Annotated in this window: 17 protein-coding genes; 9 read left to right on the top strand and 8 right to left on the bottom strand. The window is 54.1% G+C overall.

Annotated elements, in window-relative coordinates; genetic code table 11:
* Nucleotides 1-686: 686 nt before the first annotated feature.
* A complete protein-coding gene (locus ACOCD2_RS01235; RefSeq protein ID WP_419625575.1) occupies nucleotides 687-914 on the bottom strand; it encodes a hypothetical protein in 228 nt (75 codons plus the stop codon).
* 32 nt (nucleotides 915-946) lie between these two features.
* Here ACOCD2_RS01235 and ACOCD2_RS01230 point away from each other — a divergent pair, with 32 nt between their 5' ends.
* The 7 genes from ACOCD2_RS01230 to dcm all read left to right on the top strand — a co-directional run bounded on the left by ACOCD2_RS01230 (nucleotide 947) and on the right by dcm (nucleotide 10,332).
* Nucleotides 947-1,138: a hypothetical protein gene (locus ACOCD2_RS01230; protein WP_419625573.1), complete on the top strand. Its 192-nt coding sequence runs from the start codon at nucleotides 947-949 to the stop codon at nucleotides 1,136-1,138.
* The gene (locus ACOCD2_RS01225; protein WP_419625571.1) at nucleotides 1,135-2,331 is read left to right on the top strand and encodes a DUF2800 domain-containing protein; all 1,197 of its coding nucleotides are present in this window, start codon (nucleotides 1,135-1,137) and stop codon (nucleotides 2,329-2,331) included. The genes ACOCD2_RS01230 and ACOCD2_RS01225 overlap by 4 nt, the downstream gene beginning before the upstream one ends.
* A gap of 14 nt (nucleotides 2,332-2,345) precedes the next feature.
* On the top strand, nucleotides 2,346-3,158 hold the full coding sequence (locus ACOCD2_RS01220) for a hypothetical protein (RefSeq protein ID WP_419625570.1): 813 nt from the start codon (nucleotides 2,346-2,348) through the stop codon (nucleotides 3,156-3,158).
* Nucleotides 3,159-3,202: 44 nt separating this feature from the next.
* Nucleotides 3,203-5,128, top strand: coding sequence for a DNA polymerase (locus ACOCD2_RS01215; protein WP_419625568.1), 1,926 nt, complete (start codon nucleotides 3,203-3,205; stop codon nucleotides 5,126-5,128).
* A 480-nt stretch (nucleotides 5,129-5,608) separates the two neighbouring features.
* On the top strand, nucleotides 5,609-6,961 hold the full coding sequence (locus ACOCD2_RS01210; RefSeq protein ID WP_419625566.1) for a DEAD/DEAH box helicase family protein: 1,353 nt from the start codon (nucleotides 5,609-5,611) through the stop codon (nucleotides 6,959-6,961).
* Nucleotides 6,962-7,011: 50 nt separating this feature from the next.
* The gene (locus ACOCD2_RS01205) at nucleotides 7,012-9,357 is read left to right on the top strand and encodes a DUF5906 domain-containing protein (protein ID WP_419625564.1); all 2,346 of its coding nucleotides are present in this window, start codon (nucleotides 7,012-7,014) and stop codon (nucleotides 9,355-9,357) included.
* Nucleotides 9,358-10,332 carry a DNA (cytosine-5-)-methyltransferase gene (dcm, locus tag ACOCD2_RS01200; RefSeq protein ID WP_419625113.1) on the top strand — a complete coding sequence of 325 codons (975 nt, stop codon included), beginning with the start codon at nucleotides 9,358-9,360 and terminating at the stop codon, nucleotides 10,330-10,332. It abuts the gene before it with no gap.
* A gap of 375 nt (nucleotides 10,333-10,707) precedes the next feature.
* On the opposite strand, the gene ACOCD2_RS01195 is transcribed toward dcm, so the two are convergent.
* The 7 genes from ACOCD2_RS01195 to ACOCD2_RS01165 form a co-directional block, all read right to left on the bottom strand.
* The gene (locus tag ACOCD2_RS01195; protein WP_419591719.1) at nucleotides 10,708-10,959 is read right to left on the bottom strand and encodes an acyl carrier protein; all 252 of its coding nucleotides are present in this window, start codon (nucleotides 10,957-10,959) and stop codon (nucleotides 10,708-10,710) included.
* A complete protein-coding gene (locus ACOCD2_RS01190) occupies nucleotides 10,956-11,366 on the bottom strand; it encodes a hypothetical protein (RefSeq protein ID WP_419596091.1) in 411 nt (136 codons plus the stop codon). Before ACOCD2_RS01190 ends, ACOCD2_RS01195 begins: the two co-directional genes overlap by 4 nt.
* Nucleotide 11,367: 1 nt before the next feature.
* The gene (locus tag ACOCD2_RS01185; RefSeq protein ID WP_419625563.1) at nucleotides 11,368-12,033 is read right to left on the bottom strand and encodes a glycoside hydrolase family 73 protein; all 666 of its coding nucleotides are present in this window, start codon (nucleotides 12,031-12,033) and stop codon (nucleotides 11,368-11,370) included.
* Entirely contained in the window at nucleotides 12,002-12,253 is a 252-nt protein-coding gene (locus tag ACOCD2_RS01180; protein WP_419625561.1) for a hypothetical protein, read from the bottom strand. Before ACOCD2_RS01180 ends, ACOCD2_RS01185 begins: the two co-directional genes overlap by 32 nt.
* 166 nt (nucleotides 12,254-12,419) lie before the next feature.
* Nucleotides 12,420-14,852, bottom strand: a complete 2,433-nt coding sequence (locus tag ACOCD2_RS01175) for a hypothetical protein (protein ID WP_419625560.1) — start codon at nucleotides 14,850-14,852, stop codon at nucleotides 12,420-12,422.
* The gene (locus ACOCD2_RS01170; RefSeq protein ID WP_419625558.1) at nucleotides 14,852-17,134 is read right to left on the bottom strand and encodes a hypothetical protein; all 2,283 of its coding nucleotides are present in this window, start codon (nucleotides 17,132-17,134) and stop codon (nucleotides 14,852-14,854) included. Before ACOCD2_RS01170 ends, ACOCD2_RS01175 begins: the two co-directional genes overlap by 1 nt.
* 134 nt (nucleotides 17,135-17,268) lie before the next feature.
* A complete protein-coding gene (locus ACOCD2_RS01165; RefSeq protein ID WP_419589517.1) occupies nucleotides 17,269-17,610 on the bottom strand; it encodes a hypothetical protein in 342 nt (113 codons plus the stop codon).
* A gap of 59 nt (nucleotides 17,611-17,669) precedes the next feature.
* On the opposite strand from ACOCD2_RS01165, the gene ACOCD2_RS01160 reads away from it, so the two are divergent.
* Nucleotides 17,670-19,016, top strand: coding sequence for a hypothetical protein (locus ACOCD2_RS01160; RefSeq protein WP_419596080.1), 1,347 nt, complete (start codon nucleotides 17,670-17,672; stop codon nucleotides 19,014-19,016).
* A gap of 160 nt (nucleotides 19,017-19,176) precedes the next feature.
* On the top strand, nucleotides 19,177-22,258 hold a 3,082-nt coding region (locus tag ACOCD2_RS01155), incomplete at its 3' end, for a hypothetical protein (protein WP_419625556.1).

The following is a 22,258-nucleotide window of genomic DNA, read 5'->3' as shown; positions in this document are numbered from 1 at the left end:
ACAAAGACAACAGGAGGTTCTATAAGGACTGCGAGCGATGGTTTGGTAGGCCAATTACGCGGCTGAAGAATGAGAGATACAGGGATACCTGGGACCTGTGGGAGAAACGGGCTTATTTGTCGGGTGTCAAGGGCGCACCTTGCACTAGAGCGCTGAAGATCGAGCCCAGGCTGGCATTTCAGCAACCGGGGGATACTCATGTGTTCGGGTACACTGCGGATGGGTCCGATAAGAAACGCGCTATGTGTTTGAGCGAGAGGTACCCGGATCTTCATATGCAATTTCCCCTGATCGAGTGGGGGCTGACAAAAGCAAATTGCTTAGAGCTACTGCATAAAGCGGGCATACAGCCTCCTCGGGTGTACGCCATGGGTTTTCCAAATGCAAATTGCATACCGTGTGTTAAGGCCACGTCGCCCAATTATTGGGCACTGATTAGGAAGGAGTTTCCGCAGAAATTTGAACGTATGGTTTCGCTCAGTCGAAATCTCGACGTAAAGCTGACACGGATCCACGGGAAACGCTGCTATATAGATGAGATACCCGCCGATTGGCCTGTGACAGAGCCATTGACCCCTGAATGCGACATGCTCTGCCAGGCCGCAGATACTTTACTAACCGCCCAATAACGGGCACCACAAACCGGAGAAACACGATGAAACAAGCACTCATTAACCATTTGAAAGCTAATGCAGAACTGATCGAGGCGCTGAGCAAGCATCTTTTGTTGGAAGAGGCTGCAAAGGTAGCCCCAGCACCTGCGCCTGCTGCTCCAGTGCCACCTGCGCCTGCTGCTCCAGTGCCACCTGCGCCTGCTGCTCCAGTGCCACCTGCGCCTGCTGCACCAGTGCCACCTGCACCAGTGCCACCTGCACCAGTGCCACCTGCGCCTGCCGCACCAGTGCCACCTGCACCGGCACCTGCGGTCATTGATGCTGCGGCGATTGTGGCTAAGCTGCATCAGCTGACCACGAATCGAGCGGATGATGGCGCGCTGGCCTTTGCATTGCTGGCAGATTACAAAGTCAAACGGGTATCAGACATTCCGAAAGAATCATTCCCAGAGTTCGCGGGCATCATTGACTGGTACATTGCCAATCCCGACCAGCAGCACAACGCCGTAGGAGGTGTAGCATGACGGCACACGCACAAATTCAACCCAGCAGTGGCGATATTTGGTCCAATTGCCCGGTAGCGTATCAGCATTGGCTGAAAGATCGGGAGGTTGCCGAAACGGATCTCATGCGCCGGGGTACGGAGCTGCACGCTATCCTGGAAGAGCTGGTTCGCTTGGGTTCGTATGAACCCGTGCAGGATGGCGATGTGGTCTTCACAGGAGCAGGGATGCTCGCTATCCCGCCGGGCTATGGTGAGCACATGTCCCACGCGCTGGCGTCATTCAGGCCCCTGGCTGAAGCGGCGACTGAGATCTACTGCGAGCAGCGCGTAGACATGCAGCGGTATGTACCAGAGGACGTTAAAGATACGTTCTTCGGTACTGCGGACCTGGTCACGTATACTGTCCGAGATGGCGTGCTGGCCGAGATAGGGATCTTTGATTACAAATCCGGCAAGCGCAGGGTATCGCCGACTTCTACGCAAAATATCTGCTATGTGCTGGGTGTACTCACTGCGCGTGGATTCATCACAAAGCGTGTAGAAACTGGGGAGGTGTATTGCATTGATCCTGAGCACGAGGGCGTACGGGTGCATATGGGCATTCTTCAGCCGGAGTGCTGCAAGCCCGGGGAATCCGCGGTGAACATGCAGTCGTTCACCCTAGCAGATTTCATCCGTAAATTTGCCCAGCCGCTGGTTGATAGCATCGAAACCATGTTGGGAGATGTATCAACCGAGAAGCCTATCCGCGGGAACCATTGCCAGTACTGCCCCGGTAAGTCCGGTGGCTGTGAAGCCTGGGGAGTTCAGCAGGAAGCAGTAATTCCGGATATGGCGGGGCTTGATACTAAAAAAGGTGTCGAGACCCTGACTGATGAAGAACTCGCTGCTGTGGTAAAGTCCGCGAAGGCCCTTGAAGAGTATTTGGAAGCGGCGAAGAAGGAGACCAAAGCGCGCTTGCTGGCAGGTAAAGAAGTACCGGGTGTCAGGCTTCGGGACGGTCGTATCAGCAGGAGCTGGGCACTCGATCAGGAAGAGATGGAGAAGCTGTTCCGCGCGAGCAACATCAGGCCCAATGAGTTCCGCAAACCGGTTGAGATCCTCAGCCCGGCTCAGGCGGAGAAGACGTGGAGTAAGCGGCGCTGGGCTGAGATGGCTCAGTATGTGGAAGAGAAGGTTGGCAAGCCCAGTCTGGTTGTCAGTGACACTTAATCAGGAGATCTACAATGGATAAATTGAAGTTTGAGGGTATTGCCCTGTATTCGAACATGGTGACGTCATTTCAGCATAAAAAAGCGGCTGAGGCAAAATACACGCTGACAGTGTTGTTGCATCGGCAGCTACAGGCACCCCTTATTGCGCAGCTGGATGAGATCCAGACACGGCTTATGAATGAGCTGTGCAAAGGTGCCCCCTGGCGCAGTGACATGTACACTATCTACGAAGTTGTGGATGAGAGCTACGTTAAGGTGCCGTTGTCGTCCTCGATGCAGTACTGGTCACCCATGGTTAACATTAGTCGGGCGGATGGGCAAAGTATTACCCCAGAGCTGGACAATGAAGTAATTGGGCAGCTTGTGGTTGTATCCGTATCCGCCGGAAGTTTTGGGGATCCCAAGGAAACGCGTAGCGCCATCGGTGTCCGGCTGTACATGAACGCAGTCTATGTTACTGGGAACCCTAGCGGCGTGGACATGGCAGTGTTTCGGGGTGGGTTGGGTGAGACATTTAATGAGCTCGCAGAGATGGCAACCACGTCTGTGTATGCGGGAGCGACTGCGCCCCCGGTTGCAGGGCAGCCAGCCTACGCACCACCGGGGCAGCCAGCCTACGCACCACCGGGGCAGCCAGCCTACGCACCACCGGGGCAGCCAGCCTACGCACCACCGGGGCAGCCAGCCTACGCACCACCGGGGCAGCCAGCACCGCCTGTGCCTTCAGCGCCGCCGGCACCCCCCGCTAACGCCTGGCCGGTAGATCAGAACGGTCAGCCTATCCCCCCCGCAGTCCCTGCGGACCCGGGTCTTAAGTTCGACTAACGTCAGCCCCCGGTACGCAAGTACCGGGGTTTCAGGAGAATGTTATGAAGACGTTGTATCTCGATTTCGAGACGTACTCTGAGCTCGATATAAAAGCGGTTGGGTCCTATAAGTACCTAGAGCATCACAGCACACGGATTGTGTGCGTGGGGTATACATGGGATGACTACTCAGAGGCTACAGTATCGTGGAACAGTGGCTTTAACCCTTTTTCGGATTTCATTCAGTGCCTGAAGGAAGCAGATGTTCTGGTAGCGCACAATGCAGAGTTTGATGCTGAGGTTGTCCGCCAGTTCCTTGCGCCTGACATACCAAAAGAAAAGTGGCGGTGCACCATGGTTATGTCGCGGATCGCGGGGTTCCCGGGGAAGCTTTCCCGGGCAGCAGAAGCGGTGGGGCTGGAGCATCAGAAAATGGGCGGCATTGACAGGCTCATGAAAAAGTTTTGCACGCCACAGGTACAGCAGCAGCTGGGCTTTGATGAGCAGGAAGATATAGACCTGTTCTCCAGGTATTGCCGGTTTGATGTGCTGGCGTGTCGGGACCTGTATCGCGCGCTGAGTGGTGTTGTCTCTGTGGACTGGGCATCGTGGGTGACGCACTGGAGGATCAATGCCCGAGGGATCCCCATCGATGCTGAGTTCTGTGAAGCGGCTTCAGAGCTTTCCGCGTGTGGGCATGACAGTGTGGCTGACAGGTTGTACAGGGTGTTGGGGCGTAAACCCGCGCCTGCGAGTATGAAAGCATTTCTGGAAACGAAGGGGTATCACCCTGAAACGGGGGGTATTGACGACATTCGCAGAGCCGTTCCCGACGAAGATGCTGAGATGAAGGGGATTGTGGATATCTACGAGGTCCATCAGGAAAAATCTACCTTGAAGTATAAGGTGGGGCTGAACATGTTGTGCACGGATAACCGGGTACGTGGGTCCTATATGTATGAGGGCACGCAAACTGGCAGGTATAGCAGCCACGGTCTTCAGATACACAACATGAAAAAGAGTGATGCGACTTCCGTAAAAGCTGAGGCGCTGGCAATTAAAACGAGATTCGATGCACTTGAGCCGCAGAGTATATACCTGATGAATTCGGAAGCTGTTTCCGAGCAAATGAAAGAGTTAGGTGAAGGTGTCCGTCACATGATCCGGGCACCAAAGGGTAAACGTTTGTTGGTCAGCGATATGTCTAGCATCGAGCCCCGGATCACCCTGGCACTCACCGGGGATCCGAGACTGCATGATGTTATCGTGGGTGGTCATGACGTGTACAAGGTGTTTGCAGCAGCGTTTTTCCGGGTGCCCGAAGATCAGGTATCAAAGGATCAGCGCGACTTCGTCAAGCCCCTGGTGCTGGGTTTTAACTACGGTGGTGGGATACAGGCAGCGGCGAAGGTATCGAAAGGCATTAGCTCAGACGACGCTAAGGCGGCTGTTAGTGCGTACCGGGCTCTGTACCCGGTTGTAGCGAGGGCTTGGAAGGGCTTAGATAATCTTCTAAGGTACAAGGTTACTACGGATATGTATGAAGAGGCTTTCCTAGCTCCCTTTAAGCGGCCTGTTACGCTGTGCCTGAAATCCTGGCTGGGGGATAAAGCAGCATTGATTGTCAGGCTGCCATCTGGCCGGGAGGTAGTTTACCGGGATTTCAGGAACAGTGAGCAGGGATATGGCTACGTCTACACGGCGAGGAATGGCGAAGTAGCGTCTCTGTACGGATCAAAGCTGTTCAACAACATCGTGCAGGGAATCGCGTATGATCTGCTGGCGTACTCGCTGAATGAGCTCGAAAGGCTGCCGGGAGTGGATACCGTCATGCACGTGCATGATGAGGTCGTCTGCGAGGTGCACACGGACGAAGTTTTTGAACACGCACTGGAGGTGGCAGACATCATGTGCCGCAATCCCAGCTGGGCAACAGGCATCCGTCGGGATGCTTCCATCAGTGTTACTAAGAGGTATGCAAAGTTATGAGAGAAAGTACGTTTGAAGCAAAATTCGGGAAGATGGTGAAGCGCCTGGGCGGGTTGAGCTATAAATGGGTATCGCCGGGGAATGCGGGGGTACCGGATAGGATTGTATTCTTCCCCCCGGGTACGTGGATTGGTGAGACGTTGGTTGAAGGAATCTGGTTTGTTGAGCTCAAGTCTACGAAAGGTAAGCTCACGCCGAGGCAGGTGCATCAGCATGATCTGCTACGCCAGCGCGGGGCGCGAGTGATTACACTATGGCCGTGGCATACGGCTCCGGAGGCATCTGTGAAACTTCAGTTTATGAAAGCTGTGTGTCTGTACAGGGCACGATTGTCGCTGGAGGAGGATAGCACCGCTACGCCCCCGCGGACTAAGGCGGTCTTTGTGTCGGTTTCCAACGGGCGTCGTGAGCACCGCTACGCCCCGCGGACTGAGGTTAAGTATGTGGACGTGTGCACGAGTATTGAGGAGGTATAGCCTGATGTTGACAATTGAGAACCTGAGACCGTACCAGCAGCGAGCGGTCGATTATCTGAAGGGCAATCCCATGGCGATGCTTGATATGGGTATGGGTATGGGTAAGACCATTATTGCGCTGACATCCATTCAATCCCGAATTGCGGTAGGGTGGGGCCCAGCGGTTATTTTTGGGCCGAAGCGTGTCGTAGAAGGCGTATGGACAGAAGAGGCTAAGAAGTGGGAGCACACAAAGGACCTAACGTTCTCAAAAGTGCTGGGAACGCCGAAACAAAAGCTGAAGGGGCTGTCCACGAAAGCTGATATCTATCTGTGCAATTATGAGAGCATGAAATGGCTGGTGGAGAATTGGCCTGAAAAATTTTTTGACCAGGTGATCTATGATGAAGTTACTAACATGTCGAGCATGACATCCGTTCGGATGCGAGCATGGAAAAAAGTGCTGCCTGGTATCATGTTTCGAACGGGCATGACGGGTACCCCTACGCGGGGGACCATGAAGGGTTTGCAGGGCCAGTACTATGCCATTGATGAAGGTGAGCGGCTGGGACGCCTGAAAACGGTGTATGATGCAACGTACATGACGTCGCATCATGTAGTCTGGAAGCGCGTGTTCAAGCCCGGTGCTAAGCAGGCGATTATGGACAGGATCCGAGATATCACCCTGACCATGGAGACTGCGGATTATCGGACACTGCCGGATATCATTCACAATGATGTGAAGGTCACACTCCCCAAAGAGCTGAAAGCGCAGTACGATAAACTCGAAATGCACAGGGTACTGCGCATAGGAGATGATCTAAATGTCTTTGCGGGGTCTGATGCTGTGAGGGACCTACGTTGTGCCCAGATGGCGTCGGGGTTCATCGTCACGGAGGATGATACGATTCATTATGTGCACAATCTGAAGCTCGATGCGCTGCATGAGATTGTCAAGACTGAGGGGCCGTTGCTGGTACTCTATGATTTCGTCCCCAACCGGGAGCGGATCCTTCAGGCCTTCCAGGCTTATAACCCGGTGGACCTGTCGGATCCCCGTATCAACATCACTAAATTCATTACTGACTGGAATAGGGGAAAGGTACACATGGCCGTAGGGCACCCGCAAGCTATCGGGTTTGGCCTGGATGGGCTTCAGAAGAACCCGAAAGCTCACATGGTTTTCTACGGTCTTACGGACAATGGTGAAGCCTACATGCAGACACTGGCGCGGCTTGTACGTCCGCCCAGGGTAGCCCCAGTGCGTATTCACAGGATCTTAGCGCGTGATACGATTGATGAGAAGAAGATGAAGCGTGTGGATAGGAAGATGGGCGTTGAGATGCAGTTTAAATCAGCCATGAAAAACCCCGGTTAACTTGCGCGAACCGGGGTGGGGCTTGAAACCAACACAGGAGAATGTGTTAAGTGGATAATATAGGGTACAGAGAATTCCTGCAAGCTATTTTTTCAAATCCAAAACTCGCACACGTCACAGCATTTTCAGAAGACCCAAACAGCGCTCCGTCTCCAGTCTGGAAGGGGCACGCGCTGCTGGATTATGAGCTGGCGGGTGGCAATCAGTACGTGTGCATCTCGACCTTCACTGAATCAGAGCATTTGCCCTCGATCCGGCGCAAGGAGAACCACGTGGCGACGTTCATGGTGGTTGCAGATGATGTGGGGGATGCCACGAAGACGCAGATGCAGGCCATGCAGCACTTTCCGGAACCTTCCTATATTCTGGAGACCAGCCCCGGATCTGAGCAATGGGGCTGGCTGCTGGATGAGCCCTGCACAGACCGTAGTGTTATTGAAGCGCTTGTCACCCGTATGGCGGATCTTGGTATGACGGATCCGGGGGTAAAGGGCGTGAACCGCTACGTTCGCATGCCGGGAAGTATGAACACGAAGCTCAAGCACCGTCTCATGCACGGTGAGGTTCCCGTTTTCCTCAAGAGCTGGCGGCCCCAGCTACGGTACACGGTGTCCGCACTCATGCAATGCATCGGGGCAGTGGCCAAAGCGGATCAGGAGGCGGTTGGGCTGATCGACGCCTACCCACCGCTGCTGAATGCGGTTCACGTAAAACAGCACAAGGCGGCGGGTGTGTATGATATTACGTGCCCCTGGGTGGATGAGCACACGAACAAAGATGATTCGGGTACAGCTGTGTTTGTGCTGGAGACCGGGCAGCTGGGCTTCCGGTGCCATCATGGACACTGCACCAAACGCGAGGGGAAGGACCTGGTGCAGTGGGTGAAGCAGTATAACCCGCAGGCCTACAAGGCTCATGAGGCTTTTGTTAAGCAGCTTTCGGTGAGGCTGGTGGAGAAAGAGCTGGATGCGCTCAAAGACTACAGCGATCTGTCACCGGTGCTGAGCAGACTATCTACCGTTGATACGCTGGCTAAAAAGGATGCGATCAAGGCGGTACAGGCACGCACAGGGGTAGGCGCTGTTGATCTGCGCCAGCAGCTCAAAGCGCAGGAGACGGACAAGGCCGCCACGGCGAATCAGACCCTGTTTGATGAGTACGTTTACGTGGCCGAGCAGGATGCTTTCTACGATACGCTGTCGAATTCGTTTCTGAACGTCTCTGCCTTTGACCGGTTGTACTGTGACCTGATGAAGACGCCTTCAACGGTTGCGCTCAGCTCTCGTGAGGGTTCCCGAAAGGTACAACGGATAGACTTCGCGCCGGGGAAGGATACGCTCTTCCGGGATAACGGCAGGCTTGTCTATAACAGCTGGACGCCGCTTGTTGAGGATTTCGAACCTGGTGATATATCACCCTGGCTGGAGGTCTTTAAGATGCTGGGCTGGGAGGAGCATATTAAGCGCGTCAGTCAGTGGCTGGCTTTCACGCTGCGCTACCCTGAGAAGAAGATCAATCATGGGTTGCTTCTGGGCGGTGCGGAAGGTACCGGCAAGGACTTCCTCATCTACCCAGCCATGCAGGCCATGAGTACCAATGCGCGGTACGTGGATGGCTCCAACCTTAGCAAGGATTTCAATGAATACCTGCTAAATACTAAGCTACTGGTGGTCAATGAAACAGAGACGGGGGATTACAAGGATGCGAAAGAGGTTGCACGGGATCTGAAGCCCCTGCTTGCGGCACCGCCTATGACACTGGAAGTCAATATTAAGCACATACGACCGGTGCTGATCAGGAACATCCTGAATGTGGTCATGACGTCAAACAGCCTGTTACCTGTGCAGTCTCATGATTCCCGCCGGCTGTTTCCGATATGGAGTGATTTCAAGCCCCGGGATGCGAGTGGCCGTCCATACGAAGACGTGCAGAAGTTCTGGAGCCGCTACTGGCCGTGGATGAAAGAGAAGGGATGGCGGCACGTAGCGTATCACCTGCTGCATGAGGTGGATCTGAGTGACTTTGATGCAGGAGAGCCGCCCCCGGTTACCGCCTTCCTTCAGGAGATCCAGCACTACTCTATGACGAACTGGGAAGAGCTGGTGGTTACATCCTTCAGGGAGAACGAGGCATTCAGGAATCGTACGGTATTCACCTCAAAAGAGATCGTGGATACGGCGGCACTTTATGCAGGTGAGCATCATATGTCGGTCAAGTTACCGGGTAACAAGCTGATTGCCCGGTACCTGAGAACCTGCCCGGAATTCATAGCGATTCGAACACGGGGCAGTATGATCTGGACCCGGAACAATCTTGAGGGTCGTATTTTAGCAACTAAGGGGCACATCAGAGCCCATGAAGTATTACTGGCAGAGATGTCAGCACAGGAGGATTAAATGTTTACTTTTATCGATGTTTTTGCAGGTATTGGTGGCTTTCGCCGGGGGTGTGAGCTGGCTGGGGGTATCTGTATTTGGTCGTGTGAGAAAGATAAGTTTGCGCGTCAGACATACGCCTGTAATTTTGATGTAGATTATCATAAGTTTGCAGAGGATATCGAAGACGTGAATCCGAAGGTTATTCCGGATCATGATGTGCTGTTGGCGGGGTTCCCCTGTCAACCGTTTTCTAAGGCTGGCAGGCGTGAAGGCTTTGCCCATGAGACCCAGGGGACACTCTTTTTTGAACTGGTGAAGATCATCAAAGAAAAGCAGCCTAAAGCTTTCCTTCTTGAGAACGTCAGAGGTCTTCTATCACATAATTCCAGGGATACGATAACCACGATTATTAGGGTTCTAAATAAGCTAGGCTACAAAGTATACCCTAAAATCATCAATGCTGATGGCTTCGTACCTCAGCACCGCGAGCGTATATACCTGCCTGGCGTGCGAGAGGATGTAGACTTAGGCTGGCATGAGCTCAATGGGCCGTGGGTTGAGTTTGAGGAGGATAAGTTTATTAAACCGCCGAAGGGGTATGTCCAGTTGCAGCATATCTTGGAGCCGCATGATCTCGTACCTGAGAAATACACACTGAGTGACGCATTTATGGCGGCTTTACGCACTCATAAAGCTAAGCAGGCTGCTAAGGGAAATCGGTTTGGCTATCGGATATGTAGGTCTGATGAGATTGCGGGTGCGTTGATGGCGAGTTATGCCAAATCAGGTCAAAGTATCCTCATCCACCAGGGGGATCATAAGAACCCTCGAAAGCTGACACCCCGCGAGTGTGCCCGGCTGATGGGCTATCCGGATCACTTTAAGATTCCTGTGTCTGACTATCAGGCTTACAAACAGTTTGGCAATTCAGTAGTACCAGGCGTGATATGGGCTATAATGCATGCCATGCTGCCGTGGTCTTATCGTGAGTAGTCATTACAACGATATTCTATCAATTCGTGGGGGTAGGGGTCCTCATCGGGGAGATCGTACACTTTCTCAACGCCCAGCTCGGGATACTGGTGCATATACAGCTTCGAACGTAGCAATTTCATTGCCAGCTTCTTTATGTAGAGCAGGTCCCTCTCACCCCGGTGGCTGATTACTTCTATTCTGATACCGGAAGGTGGGTGCGTGATCGTAACGCTCGTGTTGACATGAAATTCTCGGCGAGCCATTACAAGGGTGCCATCATGCACCCAACGGACAGGGGAGCAGCAATGCGCGCGCGGGATCCACTTTGGCAGAATACGCCGAGCGTAGCCATGGATACCGCACCGCAGAGCACACCGAGTGTGGGTTGCTGGGTCATGCGTATTCTTTGTAGCAGTTATAGATGTCCTGGAGCGTTCGGATACCCCGGGCTTCTTCCTGTGGTACGGCGAAGCCCAGCGTGTCCTCGATGTAGGTCAGCAGACCTACAGAATCCAGAGAATCCAGTTCCAGCTCCTCTGCCAGCCCGGATTTCAGGGTTACATCAGGAGGTGTCAGGTAGCCATTTTCACCGAGATAATCCTTAGCCAGTTGCACTATCGTATCTTTTGTCGGGTCATCAATCATAGCGTTGTATCCACGTCTTTAGGTTTGAAGGGACGGGCTTCTGCATTATGACCGTCATAGGTGGTTTTGCAATGATCCTTCTGGAAAAGATCCAGAAACTTGCACACAAAGCAACCGATGAACTGTCGCTTTTCAAAGCAGTCGCGGGCTACCCGATGGCTGTAGGTTTCGCCCAGCTTCCCGTTCAGGGTGATGTTGAACAGGTAGTCCCACGTAATCAGGAGCCGGAACAGCCTGGGGGTATTCCGGCCAATGATCAGGCAGAATATCAGGTAGAGTGAAGCCAGAATGTGGGACAGTTGCGAGACCATGAAAAGACCGAGATACACTACGATCAGTTTCAGCCGGGCAATGCCGCGCACGCTGTCACTCTGCAAGGGGTCTTGTGTTGATTCCTTCTCATCCATATCAGTTCACCATGCTGTCAATAATGCTTGAAACCCGGTTATAGCAGCCCATGACTTTGAGGACATATTTAGGGTCTGTAGAGTACCCGGCATCCTGCACAGCTCTGATGTACCTTTCAGCGTTTTCAGCTGTGTTTGGCAGTCCCTTTAAGGTTTCCTGGATATGTCGGTACCGGCGGGTGTGTTTGATGAGGTGAATATAGGCACGGACAGAGGCATTAAAGCTGTTTGGTGATGAGAATGCTGCGAGAGCATGGACTTCTTTATCATTCACGACTTCGGTAGTGACCAGCTTCTTGGTCCCCATGTGGTCTTCGTGATAGCTCTTGATACCGAACAGGTTGTGCCCCGGGGTATGCCGGCCCCAGCCGGTTTCCAGTGCGGACTGAGCAATGACGATCTTGGGATCAAAGCCTTCACAGGTCAGCCAGTCCTTAAACGCGAGAAACATGAAGCTGGTAAAGGCTTCGGGGTTCCCGGGTTTGCTGAGCTTGAGTTTTGGTAGTTCTTCTACGCAGTCAGGGTTTGGGATGGGTGTAGGTTCTTGCATTAGGAATTCTCCGAGTATTTGGTAAAAGGCACCAGGGTTGGAAGACCCCGGTGCCTGTTTGCTTAGATGTTTTAAAACCTGTAGCTTAGGGGCATACCAGCTCAGGACGTGGAGCAAAGTCAGGTTCAGACTCCCGGCACGATTTGCCGTCTTTGGTTTCGAACACCAGGCAGGCAACTTTTCGAACAGGGTTGCTACCTTTTACTTCGCACATGGTTTCAGTGATCTTAGGTGCAGGCAGGCCGATATTGTCACTTTTTACAAGCGGCGCAGGATCTGCAAACACTGGGGGGACCTGGCTGAGTGCAGCCAGCAGGAGGGTAATAATTGATTTCATCAGGGTTTCCTCGTTAGGTTAGGGTACAGGTGCACAGGATGGGGTCTGAAGCATGATGCCTGCGACGGCTGCCGTCAGCATCAGGACAGGAGCCCAGCGCACTACGTGAAGCATAGCAGTTTTAGCCATGGTCTTTCTCCAAATGATAGGAAACTGAAGCCTACCATTATTTGCGTTCCTGAACAATGCCCCCGGTTACCGGGGGTGTTTGCTGGCTGGTTGTGTTCTCCAGCGTGATATTGTCCACCGTGACCGTGCCATCCTTGCTGTTGGTCACCGGGGTATTTATCTTCAATGCCAGGCGCTTGTGAATGTCATGTACCATGGTGGCTTCCTTCCAGACCCGCTTCGCGAATTCCAGAGGATCCAGCGAGCCGTTGTTTGTGTGGACTTCCACGTAGGTACTGTCCGCGCGCTTGGGGTTTATGATATAGGTAGGATCGATTTCCCGCGCCTCGATGGTGCTGAAATACGTTTCGAGGTTCACGCGCTGCTGTGCTGTTACGCTGCTGCCCTTGATAAACCGGATGTAGGGAGCACGCACAATGACGCCATTGCTGGTGATCTCCATGGCCATTTCAGTCTTGATCGGCAGATACACGCACTCCATCCGCAGGGCAGGCTCTGTGCGCATGATCCGGTCCAGCAAGGCGTAGATGGATCCATCGTCCGAGGGCACTTCCATTGCACTGTCGAAGGACACATGGAGCTCACCCTCATTCGCAGTATTTGAGGTGTCGTAGGTGCAGCTGATGCTGTTGTAGTAGGTATCTGTGTTAACCGCCTTAATACTGTCGTTGCTGGACAGGGTGAGGGGGATAACCTTCGCACCTTTGCTGGTGTCTACGGTGAACGTCTTGGAGTAGGTGTTCTTGGCATACGCGCACACGGTGACGTCGGTACCTTTTGGCACGACGAAGCCCACGCGCTCTGCACTTGCCTCATACAGGTACTTGGTATAGGGCGCAAGGGAACCCATGGCGTAGAAACTGGTATCCGTTTTGTTGGATACCAGTGTCACGCACACGCCGTCTGCTGATTCAACTTTACCGGTGTACTTACCGCCGTTGGTGAGGGTGATATTGCCCTGTGTCCGAATGCCTTTGACTTTTGTTCCTTCCTTCAGCAGCTCATTATCAATGGTAATGCCCCATGAACCCAGGTCGATAGTATCACCCGCCACATTGGTAAAATCAGGTCTTGCAATGTAGTCCTTTGTGTACAGCAGGTACTGGATCCTGTCGTAGACGTCGCCCCATGTGGTTTCCGTGAGCGCACCCCCGGTTGTGCCTGAGGCTGTAATAGCTATCGTCGTAGTGGCAAAGTCCAGACTGATATGAGACAGGCCTGCTGCATTTGCAGATGTACCGGTGGTGGGTACTTTCTCCACTGTGAGCTGCTTCTCCAGCGTCTTGATCCCTGCGAGTGCGCAGGATGTGGCGAGCTTTTTGTAACCATACTTACCGGTATAGAGGGTATGAGTTTCTGAGCCCTTTAGTGTACCTGATACGTAGGTGTCAAAGCTGGTGTCTGCATCAGCGGTATTGTCATTTGCGCAGACACCCAGCAGCACAGAGACGGTACAGCTCGTGTTTCCGGTGCCAGCCGTTTCACGCTGTTTTATCCCCGTGAAATAGGTGTAATCGCTAGTAGTCCGGAACGGACGGACACCTGTCTTATACACGCCTGTGTATTCCCAGCCTACTACGATATCATCAACCGCAGTGGCACCTTCCTGAAGTGTAATAGCTACCTGTCGGACCACATTGACGACGCCGTGATAGGTTTCCCCGGATCTCCGTATCCGTCTGACCCGCAGATCAAGACCCTGTTCGCAGTTGATGACATTCAGAACGGCACCATAAGCGATAGACACAGTGGGGTTGCCCGTGAACGTAGGCGACAGGGCTGAAGTGTCGTAGTCGTTGAGCTCTATGACTATGGGTCCTACGGGGGGTGTGGAATTTGTTGTCAGCTCGGGTCCATCCGCGCCGAAGATTAAGGCATTAAACAGCACGGGATCCTGGTTGAGTACGAGAGCCATGCCCAGATAGGTGTTCTTCGCCTGCGTATCTATCTTGCCATCAGTATCTGAGGAATCTACCCGGAACTGAAGTACGTTATCGTGCACATTCAGTATGGTTGCGTACGTACCCTGCGTAGTTACCCGGTCCTTAGGGCCTTGTGCCCAAAAACCTCTGCCCCGTGGGCCGTTGATGAAGACGGTCGCATTCTGCACGATGAACTTAGCAGGGTTGGTTGTGTCTCCGACGGATCGGACAACTTCACCATTCCACCCGCCGCCGCTGTTGCGGGCATTTGCGAACTGAGCCGTGCCGTGAGCATGCGTGTTTCCGTCGATGATCCGGTTGCCGGCAAGCAGGAGAGTACCGCCTGCACTGATGATCAGCGTTTGGCCGCTCATCACCAGGCACTGGTTGTACGGTATCGTCAGTGATCCGGTTATAGTGAGGTCCTTCCCCCCGGTGGAATAGTAGGTCTGGCCTGCAAAGGTACCCAGTGAGGTGAACGGTGGCGCTCCCAGACTGGTGTCTGTGCCGGATTGTGTGATTAGGGTGCTTGTGTTGGTATACGACATTACTGTGTCCGCTCCTGAACAATGTTACCCAGCGAGTCCTTGGTGCCATCGATCACGAAATCTGAGCAGGTGATCCCGCCATCATTGAGGAATTTCACCGGGGTGCCTTTCTTCAGCGCCAGCCGGGCGTAGATTTCTTTGATTTCTGTTGCATTCTTCCAGATTTCTTCAGATACCATGCCCGGGGGCACTTCCTGAAACGTGGTATTTACTTTCACAAATGTACCATCGATGCGAACCACGATAGGATCGTAGCTGGCATCCACCTTCTCAGCAGGCTCTGTGTCGAAGTACATTTCAAGTCTGGGTTCCTGCGTAGCTGTGAGCGCGGCAGCTTTGACAATCCGTACACTGGGGTACTCGAAAACAACTTTGTTAGACAAGACCTGAACGACTTCTGAAGATCCGTGGTAGGCCATGTATTTCAGGAAAGCTTCCGTGTTCATCATTTTATCGAACAGCAGCTGAACATCCTCGAACTCCACCATATCCGCGCTTGCAGCGGTGTAGGTAAGTTCCTGTGTGCTGTCTGAATAGGACACGGACAGTCCCAGATCCGTAGCGGGGTAGGGAAGATCGAGGTCGCCTTTCTCCCCGGCATCGATGCGCATGAGATAGGTGCTGGTTGTGATCTTTGTTTTCAGGTACCCCGGCCAGCAGCCATCGTGGTGCCAGGCAATCAGGATATCTGTGTTCTTTGGTGCCCAGAATCCTATGTACCTGTTAGCGGCCAGGTTGAAGGAAGTCGCCAGCTTCGTGAGCGTGGTACCGGATTTTGTATAAGCGCCGATGTTCATGGCGTCATGCGTGGAATAGCAGGATACCCAGGTCGACGTACTGTTCTCCAGCCAGCACCGTACATCGCCGTTTATCGTGATAGTACCTGTGGTTTTTATACCAAGGATCTTTCGGTTAGCGTCAACGGTTAGTGTGGCACCCGGGTTGATTGTCAGATCCCAATCGGATATGTCCAAGATACCGCTGGATATGGTTGCCGGGTCCGTAGTATCCGCAAAAACTCTATTGACCGTAAGATTGTATTGAAGGTAGTCATAAACCTCTTGGCATGTTGCGTCATTGAGGACGACGATGTTCCCATATCGGAATATGAGGACTTTTGGAGCTAACTGGTTAGCCTGACTTTCCGTCGAAGCCACAGGAAGTTTAACACCGATAATAGTTTCTTCATGGGTTGTTCGGAGCTTAGTATCCACGGTAATAGCGGTCTTGGCATAGCCGTATTTAGCTACATACAGTGTGAGCGTATCCGGTAAGCAGTTAACCCAATCAGTTGCCGTGGGGGAGGCTGTGTCGGTCCAGAGTACATTAGTGTACAGGTACGTAGTAGCATCCTTGTCAATGGCTGCTACGCGTCGGCGATTAGACACACCATCCGGATACGGCTTTATGTCTGCGGTGTATCCCAGTGGGCGCACACCTGCGGGATAGTCATTTGAGTAGGTCCACATGAGCGTGTAATCACTAAAGGGTTGCTCATTTTCGTCTTTGAAGATAACACGCACGCCCTGCAATTCCTCGATCAGACATTTCTGCGTGCCCAGGAGCTTAACAGGCTGATCACTCAGGTTCGTGGCGTTCTTCGCCCGAAGGTACGCACCGTGGCCCATCCGCACGGCTGCACCATCTGAGCTCAGGTACGTGTCACACTTCCAGTTCTCCATCTCCCACACGTGCTTAGCTACTGGGGTGGCCGATAGGAAGGCGTTTCGGTCAAAGGTAATGCCGGGGGATCCCGCCTGCTTCCAGCCCTTGATAGTACCCTTGTGAGACCAGGGTACCAGCTGCATCTGCGAGAGGATCTTATCCGCAGAAAAGACACTCGTGATGTCGGAAAAGTTTGCCGCCACAGATGTCTTAGGGCCCAGTTCCACCTCCACCTGTTTGTTGGGGCACCACAGGAAGATCATCTTGCCGAGGAAGCTGATGCTTGCCTTCCCCCCGGCGGTGTAACTGAACAGGTGCCCTACATCCGCGAGCGTCGAAGCCCGGTCCACAATGATACCGCTATTGTCGATGACCAGTTCGGCAGCGGTCGTGCTGTTCCCCTCAAAAGCGATCAGCCCCTTCCCCGGGGAGAGGGCATCATCGATCAGGAGCCGTGCCCCGGCTACCGGAACACTTTCGCCATTGACGATGTATGACCCCTGCAAGGTCAGCCGCCCCCCGGCGCTGATGGCGATACCGCCCGCAGTAGCCGATGTCTTGAGGGCAAGTGCCTGATAGTAGGGGATCGTCAGCTGTCCCTCGATCTTCAGCGTCACGCCATCATCCAGCTTGATCACGTAGAACTTGGGCATATTCACCGGGAGAGTGAACCCATTGCCCGCGCTGGTGGGTAACGCAGTATCCGTGCCGGTCTGTGTGACTATCTTAGTGGTTGAATCGTAAGTAAAACTCATACGGATTTCACGCTGATGTACCGGTCATGATTACGGTCTGCCGGGATGCCAAGGTACTCTACGCAGTGTGCCGGGAGGTACAGAGCGCGGTTGGACACCGTGGCGTCACCAATCACGGTATAGGCGTAGTAAACGTCTTCGGTAGAGGCGATACGCAGCAGGCACTTCCCTTCGGGGATCTTCTGCCCCGTCAGCGCAACCAGTGCGGTTTCATCCGGAAACGCAGAAGGTGGCGTGGCGATGTCATGCGAAGCCAATGGGGGTACTGCCAGCAGGGGCGCGGGGCCTTCGCCATAGTTGCCCGGTTGCAGGTGCAGATAAAATGTGATGTTTACCATTTCGAGCCTTTGTTGTAGAGTTGCAGAACACTGACAATGCTACACCAACGAGGACCCACATGACAGACCCCATGAATTTGCCCAGCCGCGCCGGCTACCAGGACCCTGACTTTGACGACCTGAAGCCTATGACCACGAACCAGCAGAGGGCTTACCTTAAGTTCTTCAAGGATACGAACCTCTGCCCCCCCGGGCACTGCATCCACGAAACACCGGGGGCTTCACGATTGCTGACGTTCAGCAGCTTCTCTGAATTCAAATCTTTTTTTCAACTTCCTGTACGCCCCGGTAATGAAACCGCATGGGAAACCCTGGTAAAGCACGTGGGGGATAAGTACTCCATCACTGTTCCCGCTCTCCGCCGGTATGCGTTCTACGCCATTGCAGGTGTACACCCGCTACACCCTGAAGCGCTGGACCACCTTGACAAGATGTTGCGCCGAAACTTTTCCGCACAATTCTTCGGCGGCGGGAACGAAACGGTTCAGCCCAATGCAGCGCTACGGCTGCACGGGCGCTCCCTTATTGCCAATTACGGTCGGCTCTGGCTGCGCCCGAGGAGCCGGGTTATCGTCAACGCAGAGTCCTGTATCATGCGTGTACAGGATCTGTCTATCGACGAACCCCAGGCAGATATCATCATCCTTGAGGGAATGCAGGGCAACGCCGGCCGCCCGGGGGCTAAGGGCAAGGATGGAACTGATGGCAAGGATGGTGTGAATGGCTACTGTTCATCCTGCGGTATCGCAGAGGAAGGCGGATCCGCTGGGGCCCCCGGTGCTGATGGTGCCGTTGGTGAAGACGGAAAGCGCGGTGACAATGGCGGTGATGCGGCGATGTTTAGCCTGTTTATCGATGACTTGCACGGCGGCGACTGCTACGTTGCGGTGGTGCCCGGTGATGGTGCCAAAGGCGGGCGCGGTGGCGACGGCGGCCAGGGCGGCCAGGGCGGCAAAGGCGGCACAGGCCGTCAGTGCAGTGCCACAGAAAAGCCCGCGGGCGATGGTGGTCAGGGCGGCAACGGTGGCAACGGTGGCAACGGCGCGCGAGGCGGTGATGCCGGCAGACCCCAGCATGTTGTTATCCACTACTGGAGCTCTGATGGCTCCAAGCTGAAGGTACGTACGCAGACTGCCCACGGCGGCGACGGTGGCCAGGGCGGCAACCCGGGGCATGGCGGCCAGGGCGGCACTGTGACGGATGCAGCGCCGAGCATGAGTGCAATGGGTACGCCGATCCGCAGTGGCGGCCGCCCCGGTAAGCCCGGTCAGCCCGGCTCCCTCAAAGGCAATGCCGGTCAGAATGGCCGTGATACCGGTGATGCTACCTACACAATTATTGAATGGGCCACGCAGCCGACACAGACTGAAGGCGAGCCCGCAGTTAAAAACACAATCGAGAAGTAATTGTATGAAAACTAAGATGATCTTTGCAGCTAGCCTGCTGTTCTCCACCGCCGCTGTTAACGCGACAGGGCTGGATACTTTCTCGCTGACACCGAAGGTCAGCGTAGACGGTAAGGGGGCAGCAACCGCGCAGCTCCCGCTTAAGGTACCGGCTGCCCCAATGGCACCCAAGCTTTCACTCAGCTACAATTCCCAGTCCGGGGGCAACTATCTGGGGCAGGGTTGGATGCTACAGGGTCCTACCGCTATTCAGCTAACCGGGTTGAATAAGCGGCTGGATAATACGTGGTCCAACATTGCGTTGGATTCGGAGGATCTGGGCTACAGTCAGTCCAACCGGTATTCGCTGAATGGCGTTCGCCTGGTCAACATCAAAGGCGACTACGGTAAGCCTGAGACTGAGTACCAGACCACGCTGAAGGCTACGCACAAGATCATCAGCCACGGCACCTGCGGCAATGGCCCCTGTACCTTTGACGTCTACGAGGCCAATGGAACAGTAAGTCACTATGCCAGCAACATCTCCCCGGGTGGTGAGGATGTGCTGGTCTGGGGTTTGACGTCGCAAACTGACACGCACGGGAACCGTATCACCTGGGAATACGAAAACCCTAAGGATTACAACGTGCTGTATCCAAGATCCGTTACCTATGGGAAAGACGGTGCAATGCGGAAAATAGCCTTTCGCTACCGTAAAAAGCACCGTGAGGTCGAGGTCCCTGCGCACATCGGTCTTGGTGGCTACGTCTTCCACGCTGACCTATTACTTGTCGGAATTGATGCATACCTTAATGACAAGCGCCTGTACACCTACAATCTCGATTACACCGAATACGACTACTATCGGCATTCGCTGCTCACTAATGTGACGCTGTGCGCCGCCTCTGGGGAATGCTACTCCCCCCTGACCATGCGCTACGATGCGCCTACACCGGGCACCCAGCCCCATGTCGCCTTCACCCCGAATGGGGAGCTGGATATGGGCCAGGCACCGAGCAGCCCCGAAGAGCTTCGTGTTCTGATCTGGGACAAATACGGTGATGGCTACCCGGGTATTGGGCTGCTGACTAACGTCAATGGCCGGGCCATGTTTACTTTCGCACGCTCCCGCGAAGACGGCACCCTGTACCGGGCTTCGGATCGGGAGGATCTGGGTGACTGGAGTTCGGATGACGCGGGTAAGCACCCCTACAGCTGGTTCGTCATGGACACTAATGGCGATGGCCTGAATGATCTGGTGAAGATCCACAAAGGCCGGGCCGATGAAACCCTTGCTACAGTGTACGAAGCTCAGACAGGCCTTAGCGGCTTCGTGGGTCAGAGCCGGGATACCCATCTCGATAACACTTGGAAGGATGATCGCAGGTTCTACACAACTGACGTCAATGGCGATGGCCGGCGGGATATCCTGAGCTCTGAGGAAGTGAACGGTGTTCAGCACCTGATGGCCTGGTTCGCCAGCGAAGACGGCCTGGGCTTTGATGAGCCGTATGACATTAACCAGAATATCTCGGGCGGTATGGTGCTGGATTCGAAAGACAGATTGCACTTCACCGACATTAATGCTGACTCTCTGACGGACATGCTCATCACCCGCGTGAAAGACGGGCGTTTTCTTGTGGGCAGTGTCTATAACAAAAGCGCTAAGTTCTCAGCGCCTGCTGGTGCCTATGCCGGTTTTGCGGATCTGGGCGCTTCTGCTAAGGACAACAAGCTGCCCCTGTACAGCTTCCTTGATTTCAACAAGGATGGCCTGACGGACATGCTTCGCGTTAATCAGAACGGTGGGCAAGCCGTCGCAGAACTGTATCTGAACACCGGTAAGGCATATAGCCGGATGCTTGCAGCCACAGGCAGTGCACAAAACGCTGCCCAAAACTTCCGGCTTCAGCATCCGCAGAGCACCGACGATGAGCTGCACACGATGCAGTTCGTGGATGTAGACGGTGATCGCGAGAATGACCTGCTGATGTACAACAAGGATGAGAAGTGGTACGACATTTACCGGCACACGGACGCTACCTACACCTACATGACGCACACTGAAAGCGTGGGCGAAAACATCAGTGCGGTTCTTGCGCCCTTTGGCGGCTCCCCGCTTGCGGATCTGATCGCGGTTCACAATGAAGGTGGACACGTCATTCTGCGACTGTGGACCAACACCACGCAGTACTACAACTTCAGCATGACCAACATGGCTAATGGATCCGGGCACCATGCCTGGGAGTTCAGCTACCGAAGCCACGCCTCCCCGGTTGTTACGGATCAGGAAGGCGTTGAGTTCCCCAATATCCCCCTGACTAAGGTGCGGAATGTTGTGGACAACTGGGATATCGTACTGGATGAAAACACCACCCGCGAGGTAAAGCGTCATTTCCAGATGACCTATGAGGCCCCAGTGTACAATCGCCATGACTGGCGTTTCGCCGGGTACAGGCACGTAACCCGTGAGGACCCGGCAAAGGGCCTCATTACTGAGACGAAGTACTACGTTAACTATCCGTTGCGCGGCAAAGCGGCAAGTGTGACGCTTCTCACGAAAGACCGTCGCCCGCTCCAGGTGACTGAGACAACCTACGCACCCCGTAAGGTGCTGGAATCCAGCCCGCCTGTGTGGCTGGTGCCCATGGATACACGTACCCAGACCGTGTACGCCGACAATGGCGAGGTGGCCTGGACACAGAATGTGAAGAACTTTCACGTTTCCGAGTATGGATCCCCCACGCTCTCCGGTACCTGGTACACAGGCGGCGATGTACTCTACACGGCAAACCTGTATAAAGACTATAACGGCGATGCCTGGGGAAGAGACTTGCGTGTGGGTCGGCTCAAGACCAGCTCCAAGAACAATGCCGAAGCGTTTTTGAGCACACCAAAAACCTACTACCCAACAGAGGAAGACCTGTCCCTGTCATTCCAGGTACGCGACGATAAGTTCCGCATTGTGCTAGACCAGACGTGGAGCGCAGTCAACAAAGGGTATCGGTCTGAGAAGAAGAGCTACGATACGCAGGGGCTGATAACCCAGCGTGTTCAGATCCGAGAATTCAACAACCGGTCAGAGCTGTCTACGCACGGTCGTATTACCGTGAACTATGACTATGACGTGTTTGGCAACCTAAGCTCCCGTGAATCTGGCGGCCTGATTGACCGCTTCACCTACGACCCGGTATGGGGGCTGGTGACTTCGCACATCCTCCCCGATGGTTCCGGTACGCAATCCGCCTATGATACCTTTGGGC

The organism is Thiolapillus sp. (genome assembly GCF_048562965.1).
GTDB lineage: Bacteria > Pseudomonadota > Gammaproteobacteria > Chromatiales > Chromatiaceae > Thiolapillus > Thiolapillus brandeum_A.
Note: the sequence above shows the minus strand (reverse complement) of the source record. Positions and strands in the feature narration are given on the sequence as shown.